Raw genomic sequence first — 20,405 nt, 5'->3', positions numbered from 1 at the left:
GCCTAGGCGTCCAGTGCGAAGGTTGCCTCGATCTCAACCGGGGCACCGAACGGAAGGCTCGCCACGCCGAGCGCAAGGCGGGCGTGGCGCCCGCGCTCGGCAAAAATCCGGTTGAGAAGATCCGACGCGGCGTTGATCACCAGTGGCGCATCGTCGAAACCAGGATCCGCTGCAACGTAGCCGCCTACCCGCACGATGCCCCGGATCCGTTCGAAATCGCCATCGACCGCGGCGGCCACCCAGCCCAGCAGGTTGGCCAGGCAAAGCCGGGCCGCCGCCTGCGCTGCCTCGACGCTGACCGCGCCGGGAACCTTGCCGACGAATACGGGCTTGCCGTCCTGCAGCGGCAGCTGTCCCGATATCGTCAGCAAGCCCCGGTGCAGCGTGTACGGGACATAAAGCGCCTTGGGCATTGCGGCGGCAGGCAGGACGATGCCCGCTGCCTGGATACGATCCATCACTGACATACTCACTCCTCGACTTGGACAAATGCCGACGGAGCAAGCACGGTGCTGGCCATCCGGCGGCACCTAGACTGTGCCGCAGGGCCCAGGCCTCGATTCGCGCCTTGACGCCAGTTGATGTCGCGCAGATGCCAACCGGCAGCCTGAGGCCTAGTCGCCGCTGCGGTCGCGGAAATACTCGGTGGGGGTCATGCCAAGCGCTCGTCTGAACATGGCGCTGAATGCGCTTGGACTCTCGTATCCAAGCTGAAGCGCGATGTCCGTGACATGGCAACCCTCGGCAAGCAGGCGAACCGCGGCCATCAGCCGCGCCTGCTGCTTCCAGCGGCTGTATGTCATCCCCGTTTCTTCCGGAAACAGACGGATGATGGTCCGTTCGCTGGCGCCAACCGAGCGGCTCCACGTCTGGACCGAGGTCTCGTCCGAGGGATCGTCGAGGATCTTCGCGCAGATCTTGCCCAGGCGTGGGTCCCTTGGCATTGGCAGATGCAGCGGGACCACCGAAAGCGGACGCAACTCCTGCAGCAGAAGCTGCACCACCAAGCCGTCGCGGCTGCCTTCGTCATAGGCCAGCGGCATGCGCACGGCGGCCGAGATCAGCTCGCGCAGCAGCGGTGGCACCGCGACCACGCAACAGCCGTGCAACTCGCCCGGTACGGCATCTTCGCGAACGTAGACGGTTCGCATCTCCACATCGCCGCACGCCTGCATGGCGTGCTTGACGTTGCAAGGCACCCAGACGGCGCGCTGGGGCGGCACCACCCACGAACCGAAGTCCGTTGTGACCAGGATGGCCCCCACATAGGCATAGATCAGCTGCGCGCGCGGATGCGAATGCGGGGCGATATAGAAGCCATCCTTCAGCTTGCGCGCCATGCCGCCGACCGGCTGCGCTATCGCCTGGTAGTCATCGCGGTTTTCGCTTTTTCCGAACATGGCGTCTTTGCGATAGTGGTTGTCATCCCGCGGCGCGCGCTGCTAAACGCGGATACGTATCTTTGGCCGGACGCGACAAGCGTCGCAACGACCCAATGGAATCGACGCATCGATCCCAACGTCTGGAGCCAAATTTAATGTCAGTGTATCGAAACTTCAACCAGGAAAAACTGGACCAGCAGTACAACGTCAGGGCTGGAATCCCCGGGTTCCAGGACATCTTCAAGCGATGGGCCGACACCAGCGCCACGTTCCGTCGGAACCATCTGGTCAAGCCGGATCTTGCGTATGGCGCACACGCCTTGCAGGCGCTCGACTTCTTCCCGGCGGCCACCCCAAAGCGCCCTCTGCTGGTCTTCATTCATGGCGGTTATTGGCAATCGCTGGACAAGTCCGACTTCAGCTTCATTGCCGCGCCCTACCTGCAGCGCGATATCAACGTCGCGGTGGTGAACTACCGCCTGGCTCCGGATGTGGGCATGGCCGAGATTGTCCGCGACAATCAGGAAGCAGTGGCATGGCTCTACCGGCATGCCAACGAACTGGGATTCGATCCGGATCGCATCTTCTTGTCCGGCCACTCAGCCGGCGGCCATCTCACCGCCACGCTGGCGGCAACGGACTGGCCTGCCTTCGGCGTACCGGCGGATATCCTCAAGGGAGGTTGCGCGATCAGCGGCTTGTATGACCTGGAGCCGATCCGGCTGTGCTACCTCAACCAGGTGGTTGGGCTGACTGAAGCGGACGTTGCCCGCTACAGTCCGATCCATCATGTCCCGAAAGCCAAACTGCCCATGATCCTGACCGTCGGCGGCGATGAATCGCCGGAGTACCACCGGCTGCAGCGCGAATACCAGGCGCTGCTGGGCGAATGCGGGTTCGACGTGCAGGTGGTGGTGCAGGAGCGCGGCCACCATTTCGATGCGGTCGACCTGCTGGGCAACGCCGAGGGCGCCCTGGCCGCCGCGGTGTTGCGCATGATCGGTCGGGCCTGAGGCAGCGGGCGCAGGATCGCAGCGCAATTCAGCGAGTCGCAGCCCCTTTCACGGCTGCGACAGCGCGAACTCGTAATCCGATGTATCCAGCCTGGAGACGCGGTACTCGACGCGCTCGTTCTGGTACGACGAAGCCACCCGCAGGATCTTCAGCATCGCCGTGCCGACGGGGACGCCCAGCAGTTCGTGGTCCTCCTCGTCGGCCAGCGCGGCGCGCAGGCGCTCTTCGGTGCGGATGATGTTGATGCCGAAGGCGTCCTGGTAGAAGTTGTAGAGCGTGTTCGGCCGCTCGCGCAGCAGCTTCTCGGTGAGCGTCCTGAAGCGTTCCGCCGGCACGGTAATGGCGTCGATCATGACCGCGCGCCCCTCCAGCGACAGCACGTTGGTGAAGCGGAACACGGCTTCGCCGAGCGGCAGCCCCAGCGCCGCGGCTTCTTCCTTGTCGGCCTTGGCGCGGCGGAACTTTGCCAGCTTTACCGTGGGGAACTCGCGGTACCCGTCCTGGCGCACGATGCGGAAGAAGCGGAAGAAATGGTCTTCCTGCCGGTGCGTCGCGACGAAGGTTCCCCGCCCCTGGTGGCGGATCATGATGTTCTCGGCCACCAGTTCGTCGATGGCCTTGCGCAGCGTGCCGATGGAGACGCCGAAGCGCTCGATCAGCTTGCGCTCCGACGGAATCGCCTCGCCCGGCTTCCACTCGCCCTCGGCCAGGGCTGCCAGGATGGCGTGCTTGACGTCCTTGTACAGCACGCCGCCGATGGCTGCGCCGGCATCGAATCTGGAACCCACGTTAGTGTCCTTTGCAATGCCGCCTGCGGGGCGGCCGGCCGATCCATGACTGACTCATATAGATAAGACGAATCATACTAAAGCCGGCCGCCACGCCCGCACGCCGGCCTCCCGGGCGCGGCGGCGCGCCGCGCCGCTATTCGACCCGGATGTGCTTCTCCTCGATCAGCCGGGCCCAGCGCGTCACCTCGCCGCTGAAGTAGTCGGCAAACGCGGGGCCTCCGGCCGCGGGGGCAAAGCCCGCGCTGACGATGCGTCCGCGCACCGCCTCGGCGGCCAGCATGCGCGCGACCGAGGCGGCCACCTTGTCGACGATCGGCCGGGGCGTGCCGGCCGGCATCATCAGGCCGGTCCAGTTCTCGACGATCAGTTCCGGATAGCCGGCCTCGGCCACGGTGGGCACGTCGGGCAGCAGCGGATGGCGCTCGCGCGTGGTCACGGCCAGCGCGCGCAGCTTGCCGCCTTTCACATAGGCGAGCGACTCGGGGAAGTTGGAGAACACCACGTCGATCTGGCCGCCGATCAGGTCGGTCATCGACGGCGCGCCGCCCTTGTACGGCACATGGGTGAAGCTGGTCCGGGTCTGGCTTTCGAACAGGGCCAGCGTCAGGTGCGGCGGCGTGCCGTTGCCGCTGGAGCCCGCGTTCAGCTTGGATTTCTGCGCCGCCGCGGCCAGGTCCTTCATCGACATGATCGGCGAGCTCGCCGGCACCACTACCATCATTGGCGACGAGGCGATGCGCGCCACCGGCACCAGGTCTTTCTGCATGCTGAACGGCAGCTTGGGGAACAAGGTCACGTTAGACGCGTGCGTCAGCGTCACCGCCAGCCAGGTGTAGCCGTCGGGCGGCGCCTTGGCGACCTGCTCGGCGCCGATATTGGCATTGCCGCCCGGCCGGTTTTCCACCACGATGGGCTTCTTCCACTCTTCCGAGAGCTGATGGCCGACCATGCGCGCCATGATGTCGGTCAGGCCGCCGGCCGCGAACGGCACCACGTACCGGATCGGCTTGCCCGGAAAGTCCGCGGCCGCGGCATCGCTGCCGCCCTGCGCGGCGGCAGGCCGCGGCGCCAATGCCGCGAGGGCCGATACAACTGACAAGGCTAGCAGCACGCGGTTCAGGTGCCTGCGCGCGCCGCACATCAAGCGTCGATCCATGGTTTGTCTCCGGTAGTTGTAGCCGGCCCATCTAAGCGTGGGTCCGTTGTGAGGAAATCAATGCGGCGCGCCAGCCTCCTCGCCCGCAAGCGATTGCAATTCGCGCCAGAGCGCGTCGGGCACGTCGACGCCGTGCACTGCCGCCTGCGCCTGCGCGGTTTCGCGGCGGGCACCCGGCACGCGCGTGCCTTCGTCGTCCAGCATCGCCGCGAGCAGCGCTTCCACGCGTGCGGCGTAGACCTGCGAGCCGGCGAAGGCGCCGGGGTCCAGCACGAAGAACAGCTGGCCGATGCGCGGACGGTTGCCCGCATCTCTGAAAAAGGAATCGGCCTCGGCGCCGAACTGCGCCCCGGCCAGCGACGTCACCAGCAGTTCCACCAGCAGCGCCAGCATCGCACCCTTGACGCCGCCCGCCGGCAGCATCGAGCCGCGCAGCGCGGCCTGGGCGTCGGTGGTGGGCTGGCCGGCGTCATCCAGCGCCCATCCGGGCGGAATCGGCTTGCCCTGCTTCGCCGCCACCATGATCTTGCCGCGCGCGACTTCCGACAGCGACAGGTCGATCACCACCGGCGCGTGGCCCTGCCGCGGGAATACCGCCGCAATCGGGTTGGTGCCGAACAGCGGCCGCTTGCCGCCCCACGCAGGCATGGCCGCGGGCGAATTGCCCATGGCGATGCCGACCATGCCGGCGCGCGCCACGGCCTCCAGCGGCAGCGCTGCGGCGCCGAAGTGATGGCTGTTGGTAACCGCGGCCACGCCGACGCCGGTTGCGCGCGCGCGTGCCACGGCTTCGGCGATGGCCAGCTCGCACGCCGCGAAGGCAAAGCCGCAGCGCGCGTCGACCAGCACCGCGCTGGCGCGCGTGCCCTGTACCGTCGGCTTGGCATTGCCGTCGACCCGGTCATGGCGCAGGTGCGCCACGTACATCGGCACGCGCGAGACCCCGTGCGACGGCAGCCCCGCGGCATCGGCCCGCACCAGCGCCGCCGCCGTCGCCTGCGCCTGCAAGGCGCTGGCCCCGGCCCGGCGCAGGCCCGCCGCGGCCACTCGTTCCAGTTCCTGCAATGCGATCCGGCTCATGGCATCTGCTCCAGCGATTGCCGCACCTCGCGGGCGATCATCATCGATACGCGCGCATTGGCTTCGCGGGTCACGCCGCCAACGTGCGGTGTCAGGATCAGGTTGGGCACGCCCCGCAGCGCGCTGCCCGCGGGCAGTGGCTCGCTGCCGAACACGTCCAGCGCGGCGCCGGCCATATGCCCGGCCCGCAGCGCATCGGCAAGCGCCGCCTCGTCGACCACGCCGCCGCGCGCGGTATTGATCAGCACCGCGCCCGACTTCATCGCCGCCAGACGGCCGACATCGATCAGGTTGCGCGTGGCGGCCACCAGCGGCACATGCAGGCTGACCGCGTCGGCCTGCGCCAGCAGCGCGTCGAGCGGCACGCAGGCTACCCCGGTGGCGGTCCAGACCGGATCGTCTGCGGGCAGCATCGGATCGCTGGCAATGACTTGCATGCCGAAGGCGCGCGCCAGCGCCGCGGTCTGCCGGCCGATGTCGCCGAAACCGATCAGGCCCAGCGTCTTGCCCAGCGCTTCCCGGCCCTCGGACAGCCTGGCTCGCGGCCACTGGCCGTCAGCCACCTCGGCACTGGACAGGTAGGCGCCGCGCAGCAGCACGGCGGCCGTGGTCACCACGTACTCCGCCACCGAGCGTGCATTGGCCCCGGCCGCGGGAATCACACGGATGCCGCGCTCGCGGCAGGCGGCTACGTCGATATTGTCCAGCCCCACGCCAAGCCGCCCCACCACGCGCAAGGCCGGCGCGCTCGCCAGCAGCGCCGCGTCCACCTGGGTGCGGTTGCGCACCACCAGCGCGTGCGCCCCGTCCAGGACCTCGAGCAGCTCGCCGCGCCTGTCCACCCAGCCCGGCTCGTAGCGCAGGTCGAAGCCGGCGCTCAGCGCCTGCACCGCGGCCGGGTCCATGAACTCGCTGATGCAGATGCGCTTCATCATGCCGACTCGTGGATGCGGGTCAGCACGAACTCGCGGTGGCCGAGCGCCTCGGCCGCGGTCCAGCGGCCGTTGATGGTGGCCAGCATGCATTCCAGCAGCTTGTCGCCGGTCTGGTCCAGGGTCTGCTCGCGCTGCAGCAGGCCCGAGCAGTCGACGTCCATGTGCTCGCTCATCAGGCGCACGGTGCGCGGGTTGGCGCACAGCTTGATCACCGGCACGATCGGGTTGCCGATCACGTTGCCCTGCCCGGTCGGGAAGAAATGGACCACATATCCGGCGGCCGCGCACAGCGTGACCATCTCGGCCGCGGCCGACGACGAATCCATGAACCACAGCCCCGGATGCGTCGGCGCCTCGGCCTTGTCGAGCACGCCGTCGACGGTGCACTTCTTGCCGATCTTCTGGATATTGCCCAGCGCCTTCTCTTCGATGGTGGTCAGGCCGCCCGCGATATTGCCCTTGGTCGGCTGCGACTCGGACAGGTCGGAGGTCTTCCAGCGGTCGATCATGCCCTGGTAGCGCTCGAACATCGCCATGAACTGGTGGCGCACGTCGTCGTTGGCGCAGCGCGCCGCGACGATATGCTCACCGCCGGTCAGCTCCGAGGTCTCGCCGAATACCAGCGTGGTGCCCAGCGGATGCAGCTTGTCGAAGGCGTTGCCGACAGTCGGGTTGGCGCCGCAGCCCGAGGTGGTATCCGATTCGCCGCACTTGGTCGAGACCCACAGTTCGTTGATCGGGCACTCCACGCGGTGCAGCGCGGTGGCGTACTGCACGAACTCGCGCGCGGCCCTGGAGGCACGCATGATGGTGTCGTGGTCGCCGTGGCCCTCGATGCCGAAGCCCACCACCGGCTTGCCGGTCTGCGCGATGCCGTCGACCACCTTCTTGGTCCAGCCCTCCTCGATCCCGATCACCACCACCGCGGCGACGTTCGGGTTGCTGCCCGCGCCGATCAGCGTGCGGAAATGCAGGTCCAGGTCCGGCCCGAACTGCAGGCGGCCGTATGGGTGGGGAATCGCCATGGTGCCCTTGATCGCGGCGGCGACGGCCTCGGCGGCGGCATTGGACAGGTCGTCCAGCGGCAGGATGATGACGTGGTTACGCACGCCGACGCGGCCGTTGTCGCGGCGGTAGCCCCAGAAGGTGGTGTTTTGGTCGATCACGGACATGACGTGGATCCTTGGATGCGCGATGGAAGCGGAATTGAAGCGGAATGAAGGCAAATGGAACGCAGGCGCGGCGCTTACCAGCGCTTGGTCTTGATGTTGTGGACGTGGGCGTGCTGCCCGGCCTTGATCGGCGCCACCACCTTGCCAATGTCGATGCCGTACTTGTAGACCGTCTCGTTCACATCCATGTCGCGCAGCGCCACCTTGTGGCCGATGGGAATCGGCTGCAGCGCGGTCACCGTCACGATCTTGTCTTCGTCCATGATCCATGCATTTAGCTGGGTGCCGGGCTGGATCCCTTCCACCACGGCTACCGCGACGGTGTCCTTGGCGTCATGAAGCACTACGTGAATCATCGTTGTCTCCTCTCTGTGGGTCGTGCGTGAAATCATGGTAGGCGTTGAATTCATCCATGTCAACCAACTCATATATATGAATTTCGATAGACGTCCTGGTCAGCGTGCCGGTCGCGCGCCGCGGCGCAGTCAGACGGTTTCGGGAATCAGCACCACCTTGGCGGCCGCCACGCGGCCTGCGGCCAGATCGGCAAAGGCCGCCGGACCATCGCTCAGCGCGCGCGTCTCGACCCACTCCAGCGTGCCGAAGCTGCCACGCTCCAGCGCCGCCACGGTGGCACGCAGGTCGGCCATGGTGTAGGTATAGGTGCCCAGCAGGGTCAGCTCGGCCAGGGTCAGCTTGCGCATGTCGATCTCGCTGGCCCAGTCCTGCAGGCCGATATGCATGACCACGCCGCCGGGCCGCGCGGCGGCGATGGCGAGCTTGCGCGTCGCACCCGCGCCCACCGCGTCGATGACCACGTCGAAGGCTGATTCCGGCAGCGGGCCGGCCAGCGGGTCGACCGCCTCGCAGCCGAGATGCCGCGTCACCGAAGCCCGGCGCAGCGCATTGGTCTCGGCCACCTGGGCTTCGCCGCAGCCATAGGACCGCACCAGCGCGGCGGCCAGCATGCCGATCGCGCCGCCGCCGATGACCAGCACGCGGGACTCGGGCAGCGGCCTGGCCAGCGCACGCATGGTCAGGTTCACCGCATGCAGCGCGGTCGCCGCGGGCTCGGTCAGAGCCGCGCTGACGCTGGGCAGCGCGTCCGGAAGCGGGATCGCGCAGCGGATCGGAATCGCCAGGTATTCGGACAACGCGCCGGGCCGGCTCATGCCGACCATGCCCCGGTGCGCGCACAGGTTATCGCGCCCTTGCAGGCAATAGTCGCAATGCCCGCAGGTCACCAGCGGGTTGGCGGTCACGCGCTGTCCGACGGCCAGCCGGGCCGGGTCGGACGAGGCCACCACCGTGCCCGCGAACTCGTGGCCAAGCACCAGTCCCGGCTTGCGGCGCGGATCGTGGCCGTGGTAGGCATGCAGGTCGGAGCCGCAGATGCCGCTGGCATCGATGCGCAGCAGGGCTTCGCCGGGGGCCAGGGCCGGCATGTCGCGCTCCAGGACCGCGACGGCGTTGGGTTCGGTATAGACGATCGCTTTCATGGCCTTGCCAGTAGTGGACATGGGAGGGGAACCACAAGGACGGGCGGCGCAATTGCCGCCCGAAGGAAGGAATCAGGCGCCGGCTTCTGACGGTGCCAGCGCACGCGCGCCGGCCGGGCCCTGGCGCCGGCCGATCCACAGCGTGCAGGCCGCGCTGAGCACGCCGATCGCCAGCACGTAGGCGCACAGGTACCAGGGCTCGCCGCCGCCCTGCGCATTCAGCCAGGTGGCGATGATCGGCGTCAGTCCGCCGGCGAACACGCCCGCGAACTGGTAGACGAAGGAAATCCCGGTATAGCGCACGCGCGCATCGAAGACCTCGGAGAACATCGACGACATGGTGCCGAACACGGCGGCATGGAAGATGCCGAAGGGGATGATGATTGCCGCCCATACCAGCAGCACATTGCCGCCCGAATGCTGCATCAGCCAGAACGCGGGAAACGCCGACAGGCCCGCCAGCAGCGCGCCAGTGCCATACACCAGCGGCCGGCCGAGGCGGTCGGACACGGCGCCCCACAGCGGGATGAACAGCGTCATCACGCCGGCGCCCAGCAGCACGCCCAGCAACGCCTCGTTGCGCGACAGCTTCAGGGTCTGGGTCAGGTAGGCAAGCGAGAACACCCCGAACACGTTGAAGAAGACGCCGTCGATAAAGCGCGCGCCCATGCACGCCAGCACCACGCGGGGGTACTGGCGCAGCATGGCCAGGAACGGCAAGGCGCTGGCATCCGGCTGCTGGCGCGGCGGGTGGCGTTGTGCCGCGGCAAATTCCGGCGACTCTTCGACATGGGTGCGCATGTAGGAGCCGATGAAGACCATCACCGCACTCAGCAGGAAGGCGATGCGCCAGCCCCATGCCAGGAAGTCCCGGTCCGACAGCAGCGCCGACAGCAACGCAATCACGCCGCTGGCCAGCACCAGGCCCAGCGACATGCCGGTCTGCGGCAGGCTGGCGAAGAAGCCGCGGCGGCCCGCCGGCGCGCTCTCGAACGTCATCAGCACGGCGCCGCCCCATTCGCCGCCGAGGCCGATGCCTTGCGCGATGCGGCACAACAGCAGCAGCACCGGGGCCCAGATGCCGATCTGGTCGTAGGTCGGGATCAGGCCGATGGCCGTGGTGGCGATGCCCATGATCATCAGCGTCAGCACCAGCATGCGCTTGCGTCCCAGCGTATCGCCGAAATGGCCGAAGATCACGCCGCCCAGCGGGCGCGCGACAAACCCGGCGGCGAAGGTGGCGTAGGCCAGCAGCGTGCCGACCACCGGGTCGGTCGACGGGAAGTACAGCTTGTTGAACACGAGTCCGGCGACCACGCCGTACAGGAAAAAGTCGTACCACTCCACCATCGCGCCGATCGTGCTCGAGGTCACGATCTTCCTCAGCTTGCGTCCGGGGTCTTGTGCCGGCGGCTGCGCCGCTACCTGTCTCGTCATGCTTGTCTCCTGTCGGGTCTGGTCCCGAGGCGGCGCGTATGGCGCTCTGGATATCGGTCAAGGCGCGCGGGGCGAATCGATGCGCCCCGCGGCGGGAATCATCTTGCCGTGTAGCCACCGTCGACCATGAAGGTCTGCCCGGTGATATACGCGGCCATGTCGCTGGCCAGGAACGCGGCCAGCCCATGCAAGTCCGGCAAAGCGCCGTTGCGGCCAATGCAGGTGCGCCCGGCATGGTAATCGGCCAGCGCGGCATCGGCGAACACGGGCCCGGTCAGCGCGGTCGGGAAAAAGCCGGGTCCGATCGCATTGCAGGTGATGCCGTGCCGCGACCACGCCTCGGCGAAGGCACGCGTCAGCTGCACGATGCCACCCTTGGCCGCGCCATAGGGCGCACTGTTGGCGAAGGCGCGATAAGACTGCAGCGACGCGAGGTTGAGCACCCGCCCCCATCCTTGCGCCTGCATCGCGGGCGCCAGCGCCTGCGTCAGGAAGAACGGCGCGCCCAGATGCGTGTCCAGCTGCAACCGCCACGACGCCGGCGTGACGCTGTCAAAGGGCTGGCGCAGGTTCATGCCCGCGGCATTCACCAGGATATCGATGGTGCCGCAGCGGCGCTGCAAGGCCGCTGCGGCGGCGGGAATCGCATCGAGGTCGGACACGTCCAGCGCCTGCGTGTCGACCGCGATGCCGATCGCGTCGAGCCGCGAAGCCGCCGCATCGAGTTGCGGCTGGCGGCGCGCCGCCAGCACCACCCTGGCGCCGGCCCGGCCCAGTGCCTCGGCAAGGCTTTCGCCGATACCGGAACTGCCGCCGGTCACCAGCGCCTGCCGGCCGCGCAGGTCCGGTCCGGCAGCGCCGGCCGCGTTGTGCATGGGCGCCATCGTCACACCTCCACCGGCGCGCCCATCTCGAAGCGGGCGTTCGGAAAGTACTTTGCCATGCGGTCGTCCGCGGTGCGCGCGTGCGCCTCCATGCCCTCCAGGCGCGAAATGCGCGCGGTCACCTGCCCGATCTGCCGCGTCGCCTCGCGCGTCATCTTCTGCCAGGTCAGTGTCTTCATGAACTTGTGCACCGAGAGCCCGCCGGAATAGCGCGCCGCGCCCTTGGTCGGCAGCACATGGTTGGGGCCGCTGGTCTTGTCGCCAAAGGCCACCGTGGTCTCTTCGCCAAGGAACAGCGAGCCGTAGCAGGTCAGGTGGGCCAGCCACCAGTCGAGGTCGCGCGCATGCACCTCCAGATGCTCGGAGGCATAGCGGTCCGATACCGCGGCCACTTCTTCGCGGCTGTCGCAGACGATGACCTCGCCATAGTCGCGCCATGCCGCCGTGGCCGCGTCGCGCGCGGTCGGCGGCAATGCAGCAATCAGCGCCGGCACCAGCGCCATTACCTGTTCCGCCAGCGCGCGCGAGGTGGTGAAGAGCCAGGCAGGCGACTCGTGGCCATGCTCGGCCTGACCCACCAGGTCGCTGGCAACGATGGCCGGATCGGCGCTGTCGTCGGCGATCACGGCAACTTCGGACGGCCCCGCGAATACGTCGATGCCTACCTGCCCGTACAGCGCCCGCTTGGCCTCGGCGACAAACTTGTTGCCGGGACCGACCACCACGTCGGCGGGCTTGCCGCTGAACAGGCCATAGGCCATCGCAGCGATCGCCTGCACGCCGCCGAGCGTCATGATCACGTCCGCGCCGGCCGCCTGAAAGGCATAGAGCACGTGCGGGTGGATGCCCTGGCCGCGGAACGGGCTCGAGCACGCCACCACGGTGCCGACGCCGGCGGCCTTCGCCGTCGCCACCCCCATGTAGGCCGAGGCAATATGCGCATAGCGCCCGGCCGGGGCGTAGCAGCCCACTACGTTGACCGGGATCACGCGCTGCCCCGCCGTCACGCCCGGGTGCAGTTCGACCGCGAACTCGCGCAGCGATTCGCGCTGCGCCAGCGCGAACTCCCGCACCTGAGCGATCGCGAAATCGATGTCGGCGCGCACGGACGCGGGCACGTCGCGGGTCTGCTGCCGGACCTGGTCCGGGGTCAGCACGATCTCGCCGTCCCAGCCGTCGAGCTTGCTGGCGTACTGGCGCACGGCCGCCTCGCCATGCGCCTGGATCTCGGCCAGCATGTCGGTTACCACTTTCTGCGCGGTGGCGGTCTCTGTCTGCGGCGTTTTCTCGGCTTGCTTCAGGTACGTGATCATCGGGCGTCCTCGGCTTTGATTTCGGATGTAAGCGCTATCATTTCTGTGCGAGGTAAAACTGCGAGTCTCAAATTTCCTCGCATTTTTCAAATGAAAGCGCTTTCACGCAAGATTAGTCGGAGAACCACGGAGTGCAAGGCAGGGTTTTCCCTCGGCAGACTTGCAAGTCAGGGCCACCGTCCCCCGGCATAGTCGTGTGTACCGCACAGATCGGTGACAATGGCGCAACGGCAACCAGGACAGCAAACGTGCGGCGGACCAGACTTGAAGACGTGGCGAAGCTAGCGGGAGTATCGATGGCGACGGTGTCGCGCGCCCTGTCATCGCCCTCGCTGGTGCGGGAAGACACCCTGCAGCGGGTGCGCCAGGCGATCGACGCGCTCGGCTATGTCCCCGATGCGTCGGCGCGCACGCTAGCATCAGGGCGTTCGCGCACCGTCGCCGCGGTGGTGCCGACGCTGGACAACGCCATCTTCTCCCATGCGATCCAGGGCATGCAGCAGGTACTGGCGGCCGGCGGCTACCAGTTGCTGCTGGGCTCGCACAACTACGATCCGGACACCGAGACCGACGTGGTACGCGCCCTGTCCGAGCGCGCGGTCGATGCCATGGTCCTGGTCGGCGCCGACCATGCGCCGGACACGCTGGCGCTGCTGCGCCAATCCGGCACGCGCACCATCCTGACCTGGTCCCTGTCCAGCCAGTATCCCTGCATTGGCTTCGACAATTTCGAGATCGGCGCGCAGGCCGCGCGCCATCTGTACGACCTGGGCCACCGCCGCTTCGGCATGATTTCCGGCATCGGCGCCCATAACGACCGCGCGCGACTTCGCACCGAGGGCTTCCTCGGCACGCTGCGTGCGCTGCGCGCGCCGCTGCCTCCTGGCGCCGTATGCGAGCAACCCTACACCTTCGCCGGCGGCCGGGCCGGCTTGCGCGCGGTGCTTGCCCATGCCCCGGCAACGCCGACGGCGATCTTCTGCGGCAACGACGTGCTCGCACTCGGCTGCCTGTTCGAGGCCACGGCCATGGGCCTGGAGGTGCCGCGCCAGTTGTCCATCGTCGGCTGCGACGACCTGCCGATCTCCGCCGAAGTCACGCCCGCGTTGACGACCATTGCGCTGGAAAGCAGCGAACTGGGCCGGCAGACCGCGCTCGCGCTGCTGCGCTGGCTGCAGGACGGCATCGAGCCGGGCCGGATGGAAATGCCGGTCGCGCTGGTACAGCGCGGCACCACCGCGCCGCCGGTCGAGCCAGCCTAGGTTGGCCGCGGTTTCACCCGTGCCGGCGCAGCGAGCCAGCGCCAGCCTTTGCACAACCCTGAGGAGACATGACTTGACGATCCCATACCGATTCACGCTCGGCCTGCTTGCCGCGGCAGCCCTCGTTGCTGCCAGCCCGGCCAACGCACAAGACTCCTGGCCCGCAAAGACCATCCGCTTCGTCGTGCCGTTCGCCGCGGGCGGCGCCAATGACCTGATGGCGCGCGCGGCCGCCGAAGGCGCCAGCAAGGCGCTGGGCCAGACCGTGCTGGTCGAGAACCGGCCGGGCGCGGGCGGCACCGTGGGCGCCGACCTGGTGGCGCGGAGCGCGCCGGACGGCTACACCTTCCTGATCAGCGCCGCCGGCGTGATCTCCAACAGCATGATCAAGAAGTCGATGCCGTTCAAGGACGACGCGCTGGTGCCGGTGGCGATGATCGGACTGGCGCCGTCGGTGATCGTGGTGCCGAAGAACGCGCCCTACAAGGACCTGCGCGACTTCGTCGAGGCTTCGAAGAAAGGCAATGGCTTCAATTTCGCCACCGCCGGCACCGGCAGCACCCCGCATTTCGTGGCGGAGATCCTGAACGTGAAGTACGGCGCGAAGCTGCAGCCGGTGCCTTACAAGAGCGGATCGGAAAGCACCACGGCCGTGCTGGGCGGCCAGGTCGAAGGCACCTCCGAGGCCAGCATCATCGCATTGCCGCATATCCTGCACGACGGCAAGTTCAAGGCGCTGGCCACCACCTGGACCCAGCGCATTTCTGCCTACCCGCAACTATCCACCGCGGTGGAGCAAGGCTTTCCGGACCTGCAGATCGCGCACTGGGCCGGCATCCATGCGCCCAAGGGCACGCCCGACGCCATCCTCGACAAGGTCGCCGCGGCGGTCGACAACGCCATGAAAGAACCCGCCGCCGCCGCCAAGCTCAAGCAAGTGGGCATCGAACCGATCGGCGGCACGCGCGCGGACTTCATCAAGTTCGTCGACGCGGAACGCCGTCGCCTGGGCGAGATCGTCAAGGCGGCGAAGATGCAGGAGAAATAGGCGCGTTGCCGCCACGCCGCAAGGCGCCCCCGTGCCGACCCTGGCTCAACCGGCAGTCGCCGCAGCGGCGTGGCGGCTGCCCCAGTTCTCGGCCTGCCGCTCCAGGTGCTGGCGGATAAAGTCCATCAGCGTGCGCGTGGCCAGGGTCGGATAGCGGTTGGGCGCGGTCAGCATGTAGACGCTGTCGCCCACGCCCTCGGCTTCGCACTCGGCCAGCACCTCGCGCATCTGTCCCGATTGCAATTGCCGCCAGACCGCATACCGCGGCAGCAGCGCCACGCCCAGTCCGCCCATTACCGATTCGAACAGGAACGGATAGTCGCCTGACTGGATCCGCGGCGACACGCGCAGTGTCATCGGCGTGCCGGCCAGCCATACCTTCAGCGTAAAGCGCCGTCCGAGCGATGCCGGCGCAATCATGTCGCAGCGCTCCAGGTCGGCCACGGTGCGGACCGGCCCGTGGCGGTCCAGAAACGATGCCGATGCGCACAGGCACCAGCCCACCTCGCAGATGCGCCGCGCCACGTGATCGTCCGGCGGCTGCGAAGTGATCTTCAGCGCCACGTCGACCTCGGCCGGAATCAGGTCGCCAATGTTGTCGTTGATCACCACGCGCAGCGAAATCTGCGGATAGCTGCGCGCGAATTCCAGCAGCAGCGGCGTCAGGTAGAGGTGGCCCAGCCCCGTCGGCAGGCGGATCCGCACATCGCCGCGCACCACCGTGCCGAGGCTGTCGATGGCGGTATTGGCGGACTGCAGTTCATCCAGCATGCGCAAGCCATGCGCATACAGCAGCTGTCCCGCTTCGGTCAGCTCGACATGCCGCGTGGTCCGGCGCATCAGCTGCGCGCCCAGATGCTGCTCCAGCAGCTTCAGCCGGCGCGACACGTTCGAGCGCGTCATGCCGCTGCGCTGCGCCGCCGCCGTCAGCGTGCGCGACTCGACCATGGTGACGAAGAGCCGCACCAGGTTGAGATCGAAATCATTGTCAATCATCAGTCAACACCATTGGCACAAATCGGGGGATTGTTTCGGCGGAAGGCCAACCCTAGCATAAAGCTCGTGTTTATCCCTGCCGACGAGCTCATGCCCTCACTCTCCACCACCAGACCGGACGACACCGACCTGCCCTTTGCCGGCTTGCGCGTGCTGGACATCAGCCAGGGCATTGCCGGCCCGTATTGCGCTCACATCCTGTGGCAGCAAGGCGCGGAAGTCGTCAAGATCGAGCCGCCCGCGGGCGACTGGGGCCGCAAGGTCGGTGTCGTGCGCGGCGATACCAGCGCGCTGGCACTGGCCTATAACGGCGGCAAGCGCAGCGCCTGCATCGATGCCACCACCGACACCGGCAAGGCCGTGCTGCTGGACCTGGCGCTGCAGGCCGACGTGCTGGTGCAGAACTTTCGCCCGCAGGTGGCCGAACGGCTGGGCGTGGGTTATGCCGCGCTGGCCGCGCAACGCCCTGAGCTGGTCTATGTGTCGATCAGCGGCTATGGCGCGGATGGTCCGTATGCCGACTATCCGGCGTCGGACTCTGTCATGCAGGCGGATTCCGGACTGATGTTCGCCAACCGGGACGCCGATGGCAGCGCGCGCCGCATCGGCATGCTGCTGGCCGATGCCGCCACCGGCCTTTATGCCGCGCAGGCGTGCGCCGCGGCACTGTGCCGGCGCTATCGCACCGGGCGCGGCGGCCATGTCGAGCTGAACCTGTTCGAGGCCTGCTGCGCGCTGCAGGCCAACAACCTGCTCGAGCATGCCATCGGCGGCCCGGCCGCCGCGGGGCCAGTCAGCGCGCCCAACGGCGTCTATGCCAGCCGCGACGGCAGCCTGACGCTGCTGGCGCTGAACGACGCGCAGTTTGGCAAGCTGTGCCGGGCGCTGGACCATTCCGACTGGCTCGAAGACCCGCGCTTTGCCGACAACGCCGCGCGCATGGCCCATGCCGCGCTGCTCAACCAGCTGGTGGCGCGCTGCATCGCCACGCACACCACCGCGCAATGGCAGGAAATCCTCAGCCGGCATGACGTGCTGCATGCCCCGGTGCGCACCTATGACGACGTGCTCGCGCATCCGCAGGCCGCGCATCGGCAAACTTTCCAGGCCATCGCGCAGCCCGGGCTGGGGCCGCTGCCCTTTGCCGGGATCCCGGCGCGCGGCTTGCGCCGGGATCCCGGCCCGGCGCCGGCCAACGGCGAACATACCGTCGAGATCCTGCGCGAGGCGGGCTTCAGCCAGCTGGCCATCGACGACTGGCTGCGCCAGGGCGTGGCGCGACAGGCCCCTGCGGCCAGGGCAGGTGTCCAATGAAGGCGCTGGTGTGCGAACAATTTGGCAGTGTGCACGACGTCTCCGTGCAATCCATTCCCGAGCCGGCGCTGGCTGACCCGCATGCGGTCACGATCGCGGTCGAGTATGCCAGCGTAAGCCATGCCACCGGCCTGATGATTGCCGGACAGTACCAAAGGCGCCCGCTGCTGCCTTTCGTGCCGGGGACCGAGGCCGTCGGCCGCGTGGTCGCCTGCGGCGATGCCGTCACGCGGCTGCGCCCGGGCGACCGCGTGGTGGCGATCGCGGACTGGGGCTGCTTTGCCGAACGGGTCACGGTGCCCGAATACACGGTCTATGGCGTGCCGGACGCGCTGCCCTCGACGGTCGCGCTGCCGGTTCCGATTTCGTACGGCACGGCCTATTGCGGGTTGGTGTGGCGCTGCGCGCTGCGCCCCGGCGATACCGTGCTGGTGCTGGGGGCCGGCGCGGGCGTGGGCCTGGCCGCCGTGGAGATTGCGCGCGAGCTCGGCGCCGCCGTGATCGCCTGCGCCAGCACCGAGGCCAAGCGTGCCGACGCGCTGCGGCGCGGCGCCACGCACGCAGTGGCGCCGGCGGACCTGGCAAGCGCGGTCAAGGCCCTGACCGGCGGCCGCGGTGCCGACGTGGTGGTGGACCCCGTCGGTGGCGAGCTGTTCCAGCAGGCGCTGCGCGCGGCGGCGGCCAACGCCCGCATCCTCAGCATCGGCTTTGCCAGCGGCACCATCCCACAGGCACCGGTGAACCTGCTACTGGTCAAGAACCTGACGCTGCACGGGTTCTTCTTTGGCCGCTATATCGGCTGGACGCCCGCCAACGAGCGCGCACAGCACGCCGCGGCGCTGCAGGACGTCATGGCAACGCTGTTCGACTGGGCCGCGCAGGGCAAGCTGGCGCCGACCGTGTCCGCGACGTATCCGATCACCGGCCTGGGCGATGCCCTGGCCGCGCTGGAATCCCGCCAGGTGGTGGGCAAGGTAGCGATAAAAATCAAGGAGACAGAGACGTGAACACCCGATATCCGAAACCACATGCGATATGGACGCGGCTGCGCGCGGCGCTGGTGCTGTCGGCCGCCAGCGCGCTGCTGCCCGCCGCCGCCGGCGCGCAGGAATTTCCGCAACATCCGGTGCGCATGGTGCTGCCCTACCCGGCCGGCGGACCCACCGACCTGCTGGCGCGCGTGGTGGCGGTCAAGATGGGCGAAAGCCTGGGCCAGGGCGTGGTGGTCGACAACAAACCCGGCGCCAGCGGCATGATTGGCGCCGAAGCCGTGGCGCGCGCGGCCGCTGACGGCTACACCATCCTCGCCAATGCCTCGCTGCATGTGATCAACCCCAGCATCCAGCCGAAGATGCGCTATGACGCGTTCAAGGATTTCGTGCCAATCACGCAGCTGGCCGACGTACCGCTGGTGCTGGTGGTCAACAACGCCTCGCCGGTGAAGACCGTGCAGGACCTGATTGCCTATGCCAGGCGCGAGGGCGGCGCGCTTAACTTCGGCTCGGCGGGCAATGCCTCGGCCCAGCACCTGGCCGGCGAATCGTTCAAGCTGGCGGCCAGGGTGCCGATGCAGCATGTTCCATACAAGGGCAGCGCGCCGGCGCTGACGGATCTGATGGGCGGCCAGATCCAGCTGATGTTCGATTCCATGCCGTCCGCCATGCCGTTTATCAAGTCCGGCAAGCTACGTGCCATCGCTGTTACCACCCCGCGCCGCGCGAGCGCGTTGCCCGACATCCCGACCGTTGCGGAGTCCGGCTTGCCCGGCTTCGACATCAGTACCTGGTATGGCTTGTGGGCGCCGCGAGGCACGCCGGCAGCAGTGGTCGAGAAGCTTGCCACGCATGCGGCTGCCGCGCTGAAACGGCCCGATGTGCGCCAGCAATACGCGGACATGGGTGCTGAGCCTGTGGGCTCGTCGCCCGCCGACTTTGCCCGCTACAACGCAGCTGAGGGCAGGAAATGGGCGGAAATCGTGCGCCGTTCGGGCGCGAAGGCAGACCAGTAGGCAATAGAGGCGGCCGTCGCCTCCTCACATGACTCCGCCATCGCTTGCCACCTCACCGCCTGAACCACAACATCGACAACCCACACGCCAGCGCCAGCAACGCCACCGCCCCTGCGGCGAACAAGGCACCCAATTCGGTTTCCCTGCGCTCCAGCGCAAAGCGCGCGCTGAGCTGGCGGTAGACCTGGCTCAGGTCGGCCGCCGTGCCGGCGTGGAAGTACTCGCCGCCGGTGATGGCGGCGACCGCGCGCAGCGCCGGTTCGTCCAGCTGCATGAAGTACGCCAGGCTGGACTCCGGCGCGGACGTGACCTGCTGCGAGCCGAAGCCGACGGTGTAGACGCGCACGCCGCGCTGGGCGGCCATGCGCGCGGCGTCGAGCGGGTCTGGCCCGGTGGTGCGCCGGCCGTCGCTGAGCAGGATCACCGCGCCGTGCGGGTACGAGCCGGGCTGCGCCGCCTGCTGGTTCTGTTCGCGCCGGCGCGCGGCGTCGGCCGCGGCGGCCTCGTCGAGCGAGGTGCCGCGTCCGGCGCGGTCCGAGCGGCTGCCGAACAGGATCACTTCGAGGTCGATGCCGTCTTCCGGAAACAGCACCGCCAGCGCCTGGAACAGGCCGCTGCCGGTGGCGGTGCCGCGCTGCAGCTGGAAGCGATCGATCGCGTCGAGCATGTCCTGCCGGTTGTCGGTGGGCGGCAGCACCACCGCCGCGGTGCCGGCGAAGGAAACGATGCCCAGCCGCACGCTGGCCGGCAGCCCCACGACGAGGTCGCGCGCGGCCTGCTGGGCGGCGCTGATGCGGTTGGGCGGCACGTCGGCGGCCTCCATGCTGCGCGAGGTGTCCATCGCCAGCACCAGGGTCACGGTATCGGCCGGCAGCGTGATGGTGGCGCTGGGACGCGCGCAGGCCAGCAATGCCGCGGCCAGCGCGAAGAAGAACAGCAACGGTGGAATGTGGCGCCGCAGGCGTTGGCGCGGGCCGAGCGCGGCGCGCGGCAATGCAAGGCTTGCATACAGCACCGCCGCCTTCTTGCGCCGCGCGAGCAGGTACAGGTAGGCGGCTGCCAGCACCGGAAGCGCAAGCAGCAACCAGAGCATCTGCGGCCAGAGAAACTGCAT

Annotated in this window: 20 protein-coding genes; 6 read left to right on the top strand and 14 right to left on the bottom strand. The window is 68.2% G+C overall.

From position 1 onward, the window contains the following. Window positions 1–2: 2 nt before the first annotated feature. Entirely contained in the window at window positions 3–467 is a 465-nt protein-coding gene (locus U9J39_RS11520; protein WP_172581837.1) for a RidA family protein, read from the bottom strand. Between the two features lie 147 nt (window positions 468–614). Further along, window positions 615–1,400, bottom strand: coding sequence for an AraC family transcriptional regulator (locus tag U9J39_RS11515; protein WP_115683228.1), 786 nt, complete (start codon window positions 1,398–1,400; stop codon window positions 615–617). A gap of 137 nt (window positions 1,401–1,537) precedes the next feature. Here U9J39_RS11515 and U9J39_RS11510 point away from each other — a divergent pair, with 137 nt between their 5' ends. Beyond that, window positions 1,538–2,395 carry an alpha/beta hydrolase gene (locus U9J39_RS11510; RefSeq protein ID WP_326347196.1) on the top strand — a complete coding sequence of 286 codons (858 nt, stop codon included), beginning with the start codon at window positions 1,538–1,540 and terminating at the stop codon, window positions 2,393–2,395. Window positions 2,396–2,443: 48 nt separating this feature from the next. On the opposite strand, the gene U9J39_RS11505 is transcribed toward U9J39_RS11510, so the two are convergent. The 10 genes from U9J39_RS11505 to hisD form a co-directional block, all read right to left on the bottom strand. Beyond that, window positions 2,444–3,184, bottom strand: a complete 741-nt coding sequence (locus tag U9J39_RS11505) for a GntR family transcriptional regulator (protein ID WP_115713534.1) — start codon at window positions 3,182–3,184, stop codon at window positions 2,444–2,446. A 136-nt stretch (window positions 3,185–3,320) separates the two neighbouring features. Next, window positions 3,321–4,343, bottom strand: coding sequence for a Bug family tripartite tricarboxylate transporter substrate binding protein (locus U9J39_RS11500; RefSeq protein ID WP_326347089.1), 1,023 nt, complete (start codon window positions 4,341–4,343; stop codon window positions 3,321–3,323). A 57-nt stretch (window positions 4,344–4,400) separates the two neighbouring features. After that, window positions 4,401–5,423 (bottom strand): Ldh family oxidoreductase, encoded by a 1,023-nt coding sequence (locus tag U9J39_RS11495; protein WP_326347088.1) that lies wholly within the window; start codon window positions 5,421–5,423, stop codon window positions 4,401–4,403. Next, window positions 5,420–6,355 carry a hydroxyacid dehydrogenase gene (locus U9J39_RS11490; protein ID WP_326347195.1) on the bottom strand — a complete coding sequence of 312 codons (936 nt, stop codon included), beginning with the start codon at window positions 6,353–6,355 and terminating at the stop codon, window positions 5,420–5,422. Before U9J39_RS11490 ends, U9J39_RS11495 begins: the two co-directional genes overlap by 4 nt. Continuing rightward, window positions 6,355–7,530, bottom strand: coding sequence for a UxaA family hydrolase (locus tag U9J39_RS11485; protein WP_111520429.1), 1,176 nt, complete (start codon window positions 7,528–7,530; stop codon window positions 6,355–6,357). Before U9J39_RS11485 ends, U9J39_RS11490 begins: the two co-directional genes overlap by 1 nt. Window positions 7,531–7,604: 74 nt before the next feature. Then, window positions 7,605–7,886: a UxaA family hydrolase gene (locus U9J39_RS11480; RefSeq protein WP_012355675.1), complete on the bottom strand. Its 282-nt coding sequence runs from the start codon at window positions 7,884–7,886 to the stop codon at window positions 7,605–7,607. 129 nt (window positions 7,887–8,015) lie between these two features. Further along, window positions 8,016–9,029: a galactitol-1-phosphate 5-dehydrogenase gene (locus tag U9J39_RS11475; protein ID WP_240072111.1), complete on the bottom strand. Its 1,014-nt coding sequence runs from the start codon at window positions 9,027–9,029 to the stop codon at window positions 8,016–8,018. 72 nt (window positions 9,030–9,101) lie between these two features. After that, window positions 9,102–10,466 carry an MFS transporter gene (locus tag U9J39_RS11470; protein ID WP_115713540.1) on the bottom strand — a complete coding sequence of 455 codons (1,365 nt, stop codon included), beginning with the start codon at window positions 10,464–10,466 and terminating at the stop codon, window positions 9,102–9,104. 98 nt (window positions 10,467–10,564) lie between these two features. After that, window positions 10,565–11,341, bottom strand: a complete 777-nt coding sequence (gene hpsO / locus U9J39_RS11465) for a (S)-sulfopropanediol 2-dehydrogenase HpsO (protein ID WP_326347194.1) — start codon at window positions 11,339–11,341, stop codon at window positions 10,565–10,567. An 11-nt stretch (window positions 11,342–11,352) separates the two neighbouring features. Next, on the bottom strand, window positions 11,353–12,663 hold the full coding sequence (gene hisD, locus U9J39_RS11460) for a histidinol dehydrogenase (protein WP_115713541.1): 1,311 nt from the start codon (window positions 12,661–12,663) through the stop codon (window positions 11,353–11,355). A 272-nt stretch (window positions 12,664–12,935) separates the two neighbouring features. On the opposite strand from hisD, the gene U9J39_RS11455 reads away from it, so the two are divergent. Next, entirely contained in the window at window positions 12,936–13,925 is a 990-nt protein-coding gene (locus U9J39_RS11455) for a LacI family DNA-binding transcriptional regulator (RefSeq protein ID WP_326347087.1), read from the top strand. A gap of 73 nt (window positions 13,926–13,998) precedes the next feature. Next, the gene (locus tag U9J39_RS11450; RefSeq protein WP_326347086.1) at window positions 13,999–14,973 is read left to right on the top strand and encodes a tripartite tricarboxylate transporter substrate binding protein; all 975 of its coding nucleotides are present in this window, start codon (window positions 13,999–14,001) and stop codon (window positions 14,971–14,973) included. Between the two features lie 45 nt (window positions 14,974–15,018). Here the strand turns inward: U9J39_RS11450 and U9J39_RS11445 are convergent, their stop codons facing one another. After that, window positions 15,019–15,969 carry a LysR family transcriptional regulator gene (locus U9J39_RS11445; RefSeq protein ID WP_116380397.1) on the bottom strand — a complete coding sequence of 317 codons (951 nt, stop codon included), beginning with the start codon at window positions 15,967–15,969 and terminating at the stop codon, window positions 15,019–15,021. Between the two features lie 90 nt (window positions 15,970–16,059). Here U9J39_RS11445 and U9J39_RS11440 point away from each other — a divergent pair, with 90 nt between their 5' ends. Genes U9J39_RS11440 through U9J39_RS11430 form a run of 3 tightly spaced genes read left to right on the top strand, consistent with a single transcriptional unit; the run spans window position 16,060 to window position 19,291 of the window. Then, window positions 16,060–17,283: a CaiB/BaiF CoA transferase family protein gene (locus U9J39_RS11440; RefSeq protein ID WP_326347085.1), complete on the top strand. Its 1,224-nt coding sequence runs from the start codon at window positions 16,060–16,062 to the stop codon at window positions 17,281–17,283. Further along, window positions 17,280–18,290 carry an NADPH:quinone oxidoreductase family protein gene (locus U9J39_RS11435; protein ID WP_326347084.1) on the top strand — a complete coding sequence of 337 codons (1,011 nt, stop codon included), beginning with the start codon at window positions 17,280–17,282 and terminating at the stop codon, window positions 18,288–18,290. The genes U9J39_RS11440 and U9J39_RS11435 overlap by 4 nt, the downstream gene beginning before the upstream one ends. Further along, window positions 18,287–19,291, top strand: coding sequence for a tripartite tricarboxylate transporter substrate binding protein (locus U9J39_RS11430; protein ID WP_326347083.1), 1,005 nt, complete (start codon window positions 18,287–18,289; stop codon window positions 19,289–19,291). Before U9J39_RS11435 ends, U9J39_RS11430 begins: the two co-directional genes overlap by 4 nt. 52 nt (window positions 19,292–19,343) lie before the next feature. Here U9J39_RS11430 and U9J39_RS11425 read toward each other — a convergent pair whose 3' ends face one another. Then, window positions 19,344–20,405 carry a VWA domain-containing protein gene (locus U9J39_RS11425; RefSeq protein WP_116380400.1) on the bottom strand — a complete coding sequence of 354 codons (1,062 nt, stop codon included), beginning with the start codon at window positions 20,403–20,405 and terminating at the stop codon, window positions 19,344–19,346.

The organism is Cupriavidus sp. SS-3 (assembly GCF_035818815.1).
In the GTDB taxonomy this organism is placed as follows: domain Bacteria; phylum Pseudomonadota; class Gammaproteobacteria; order Burkholderiales; family Burkholderiaceae; genus Cupriavidus; species Cupriavidus taiwanensis_C.
This window is presented reverse-complemented; position numbering and strand designations above follow the sequence as displayed.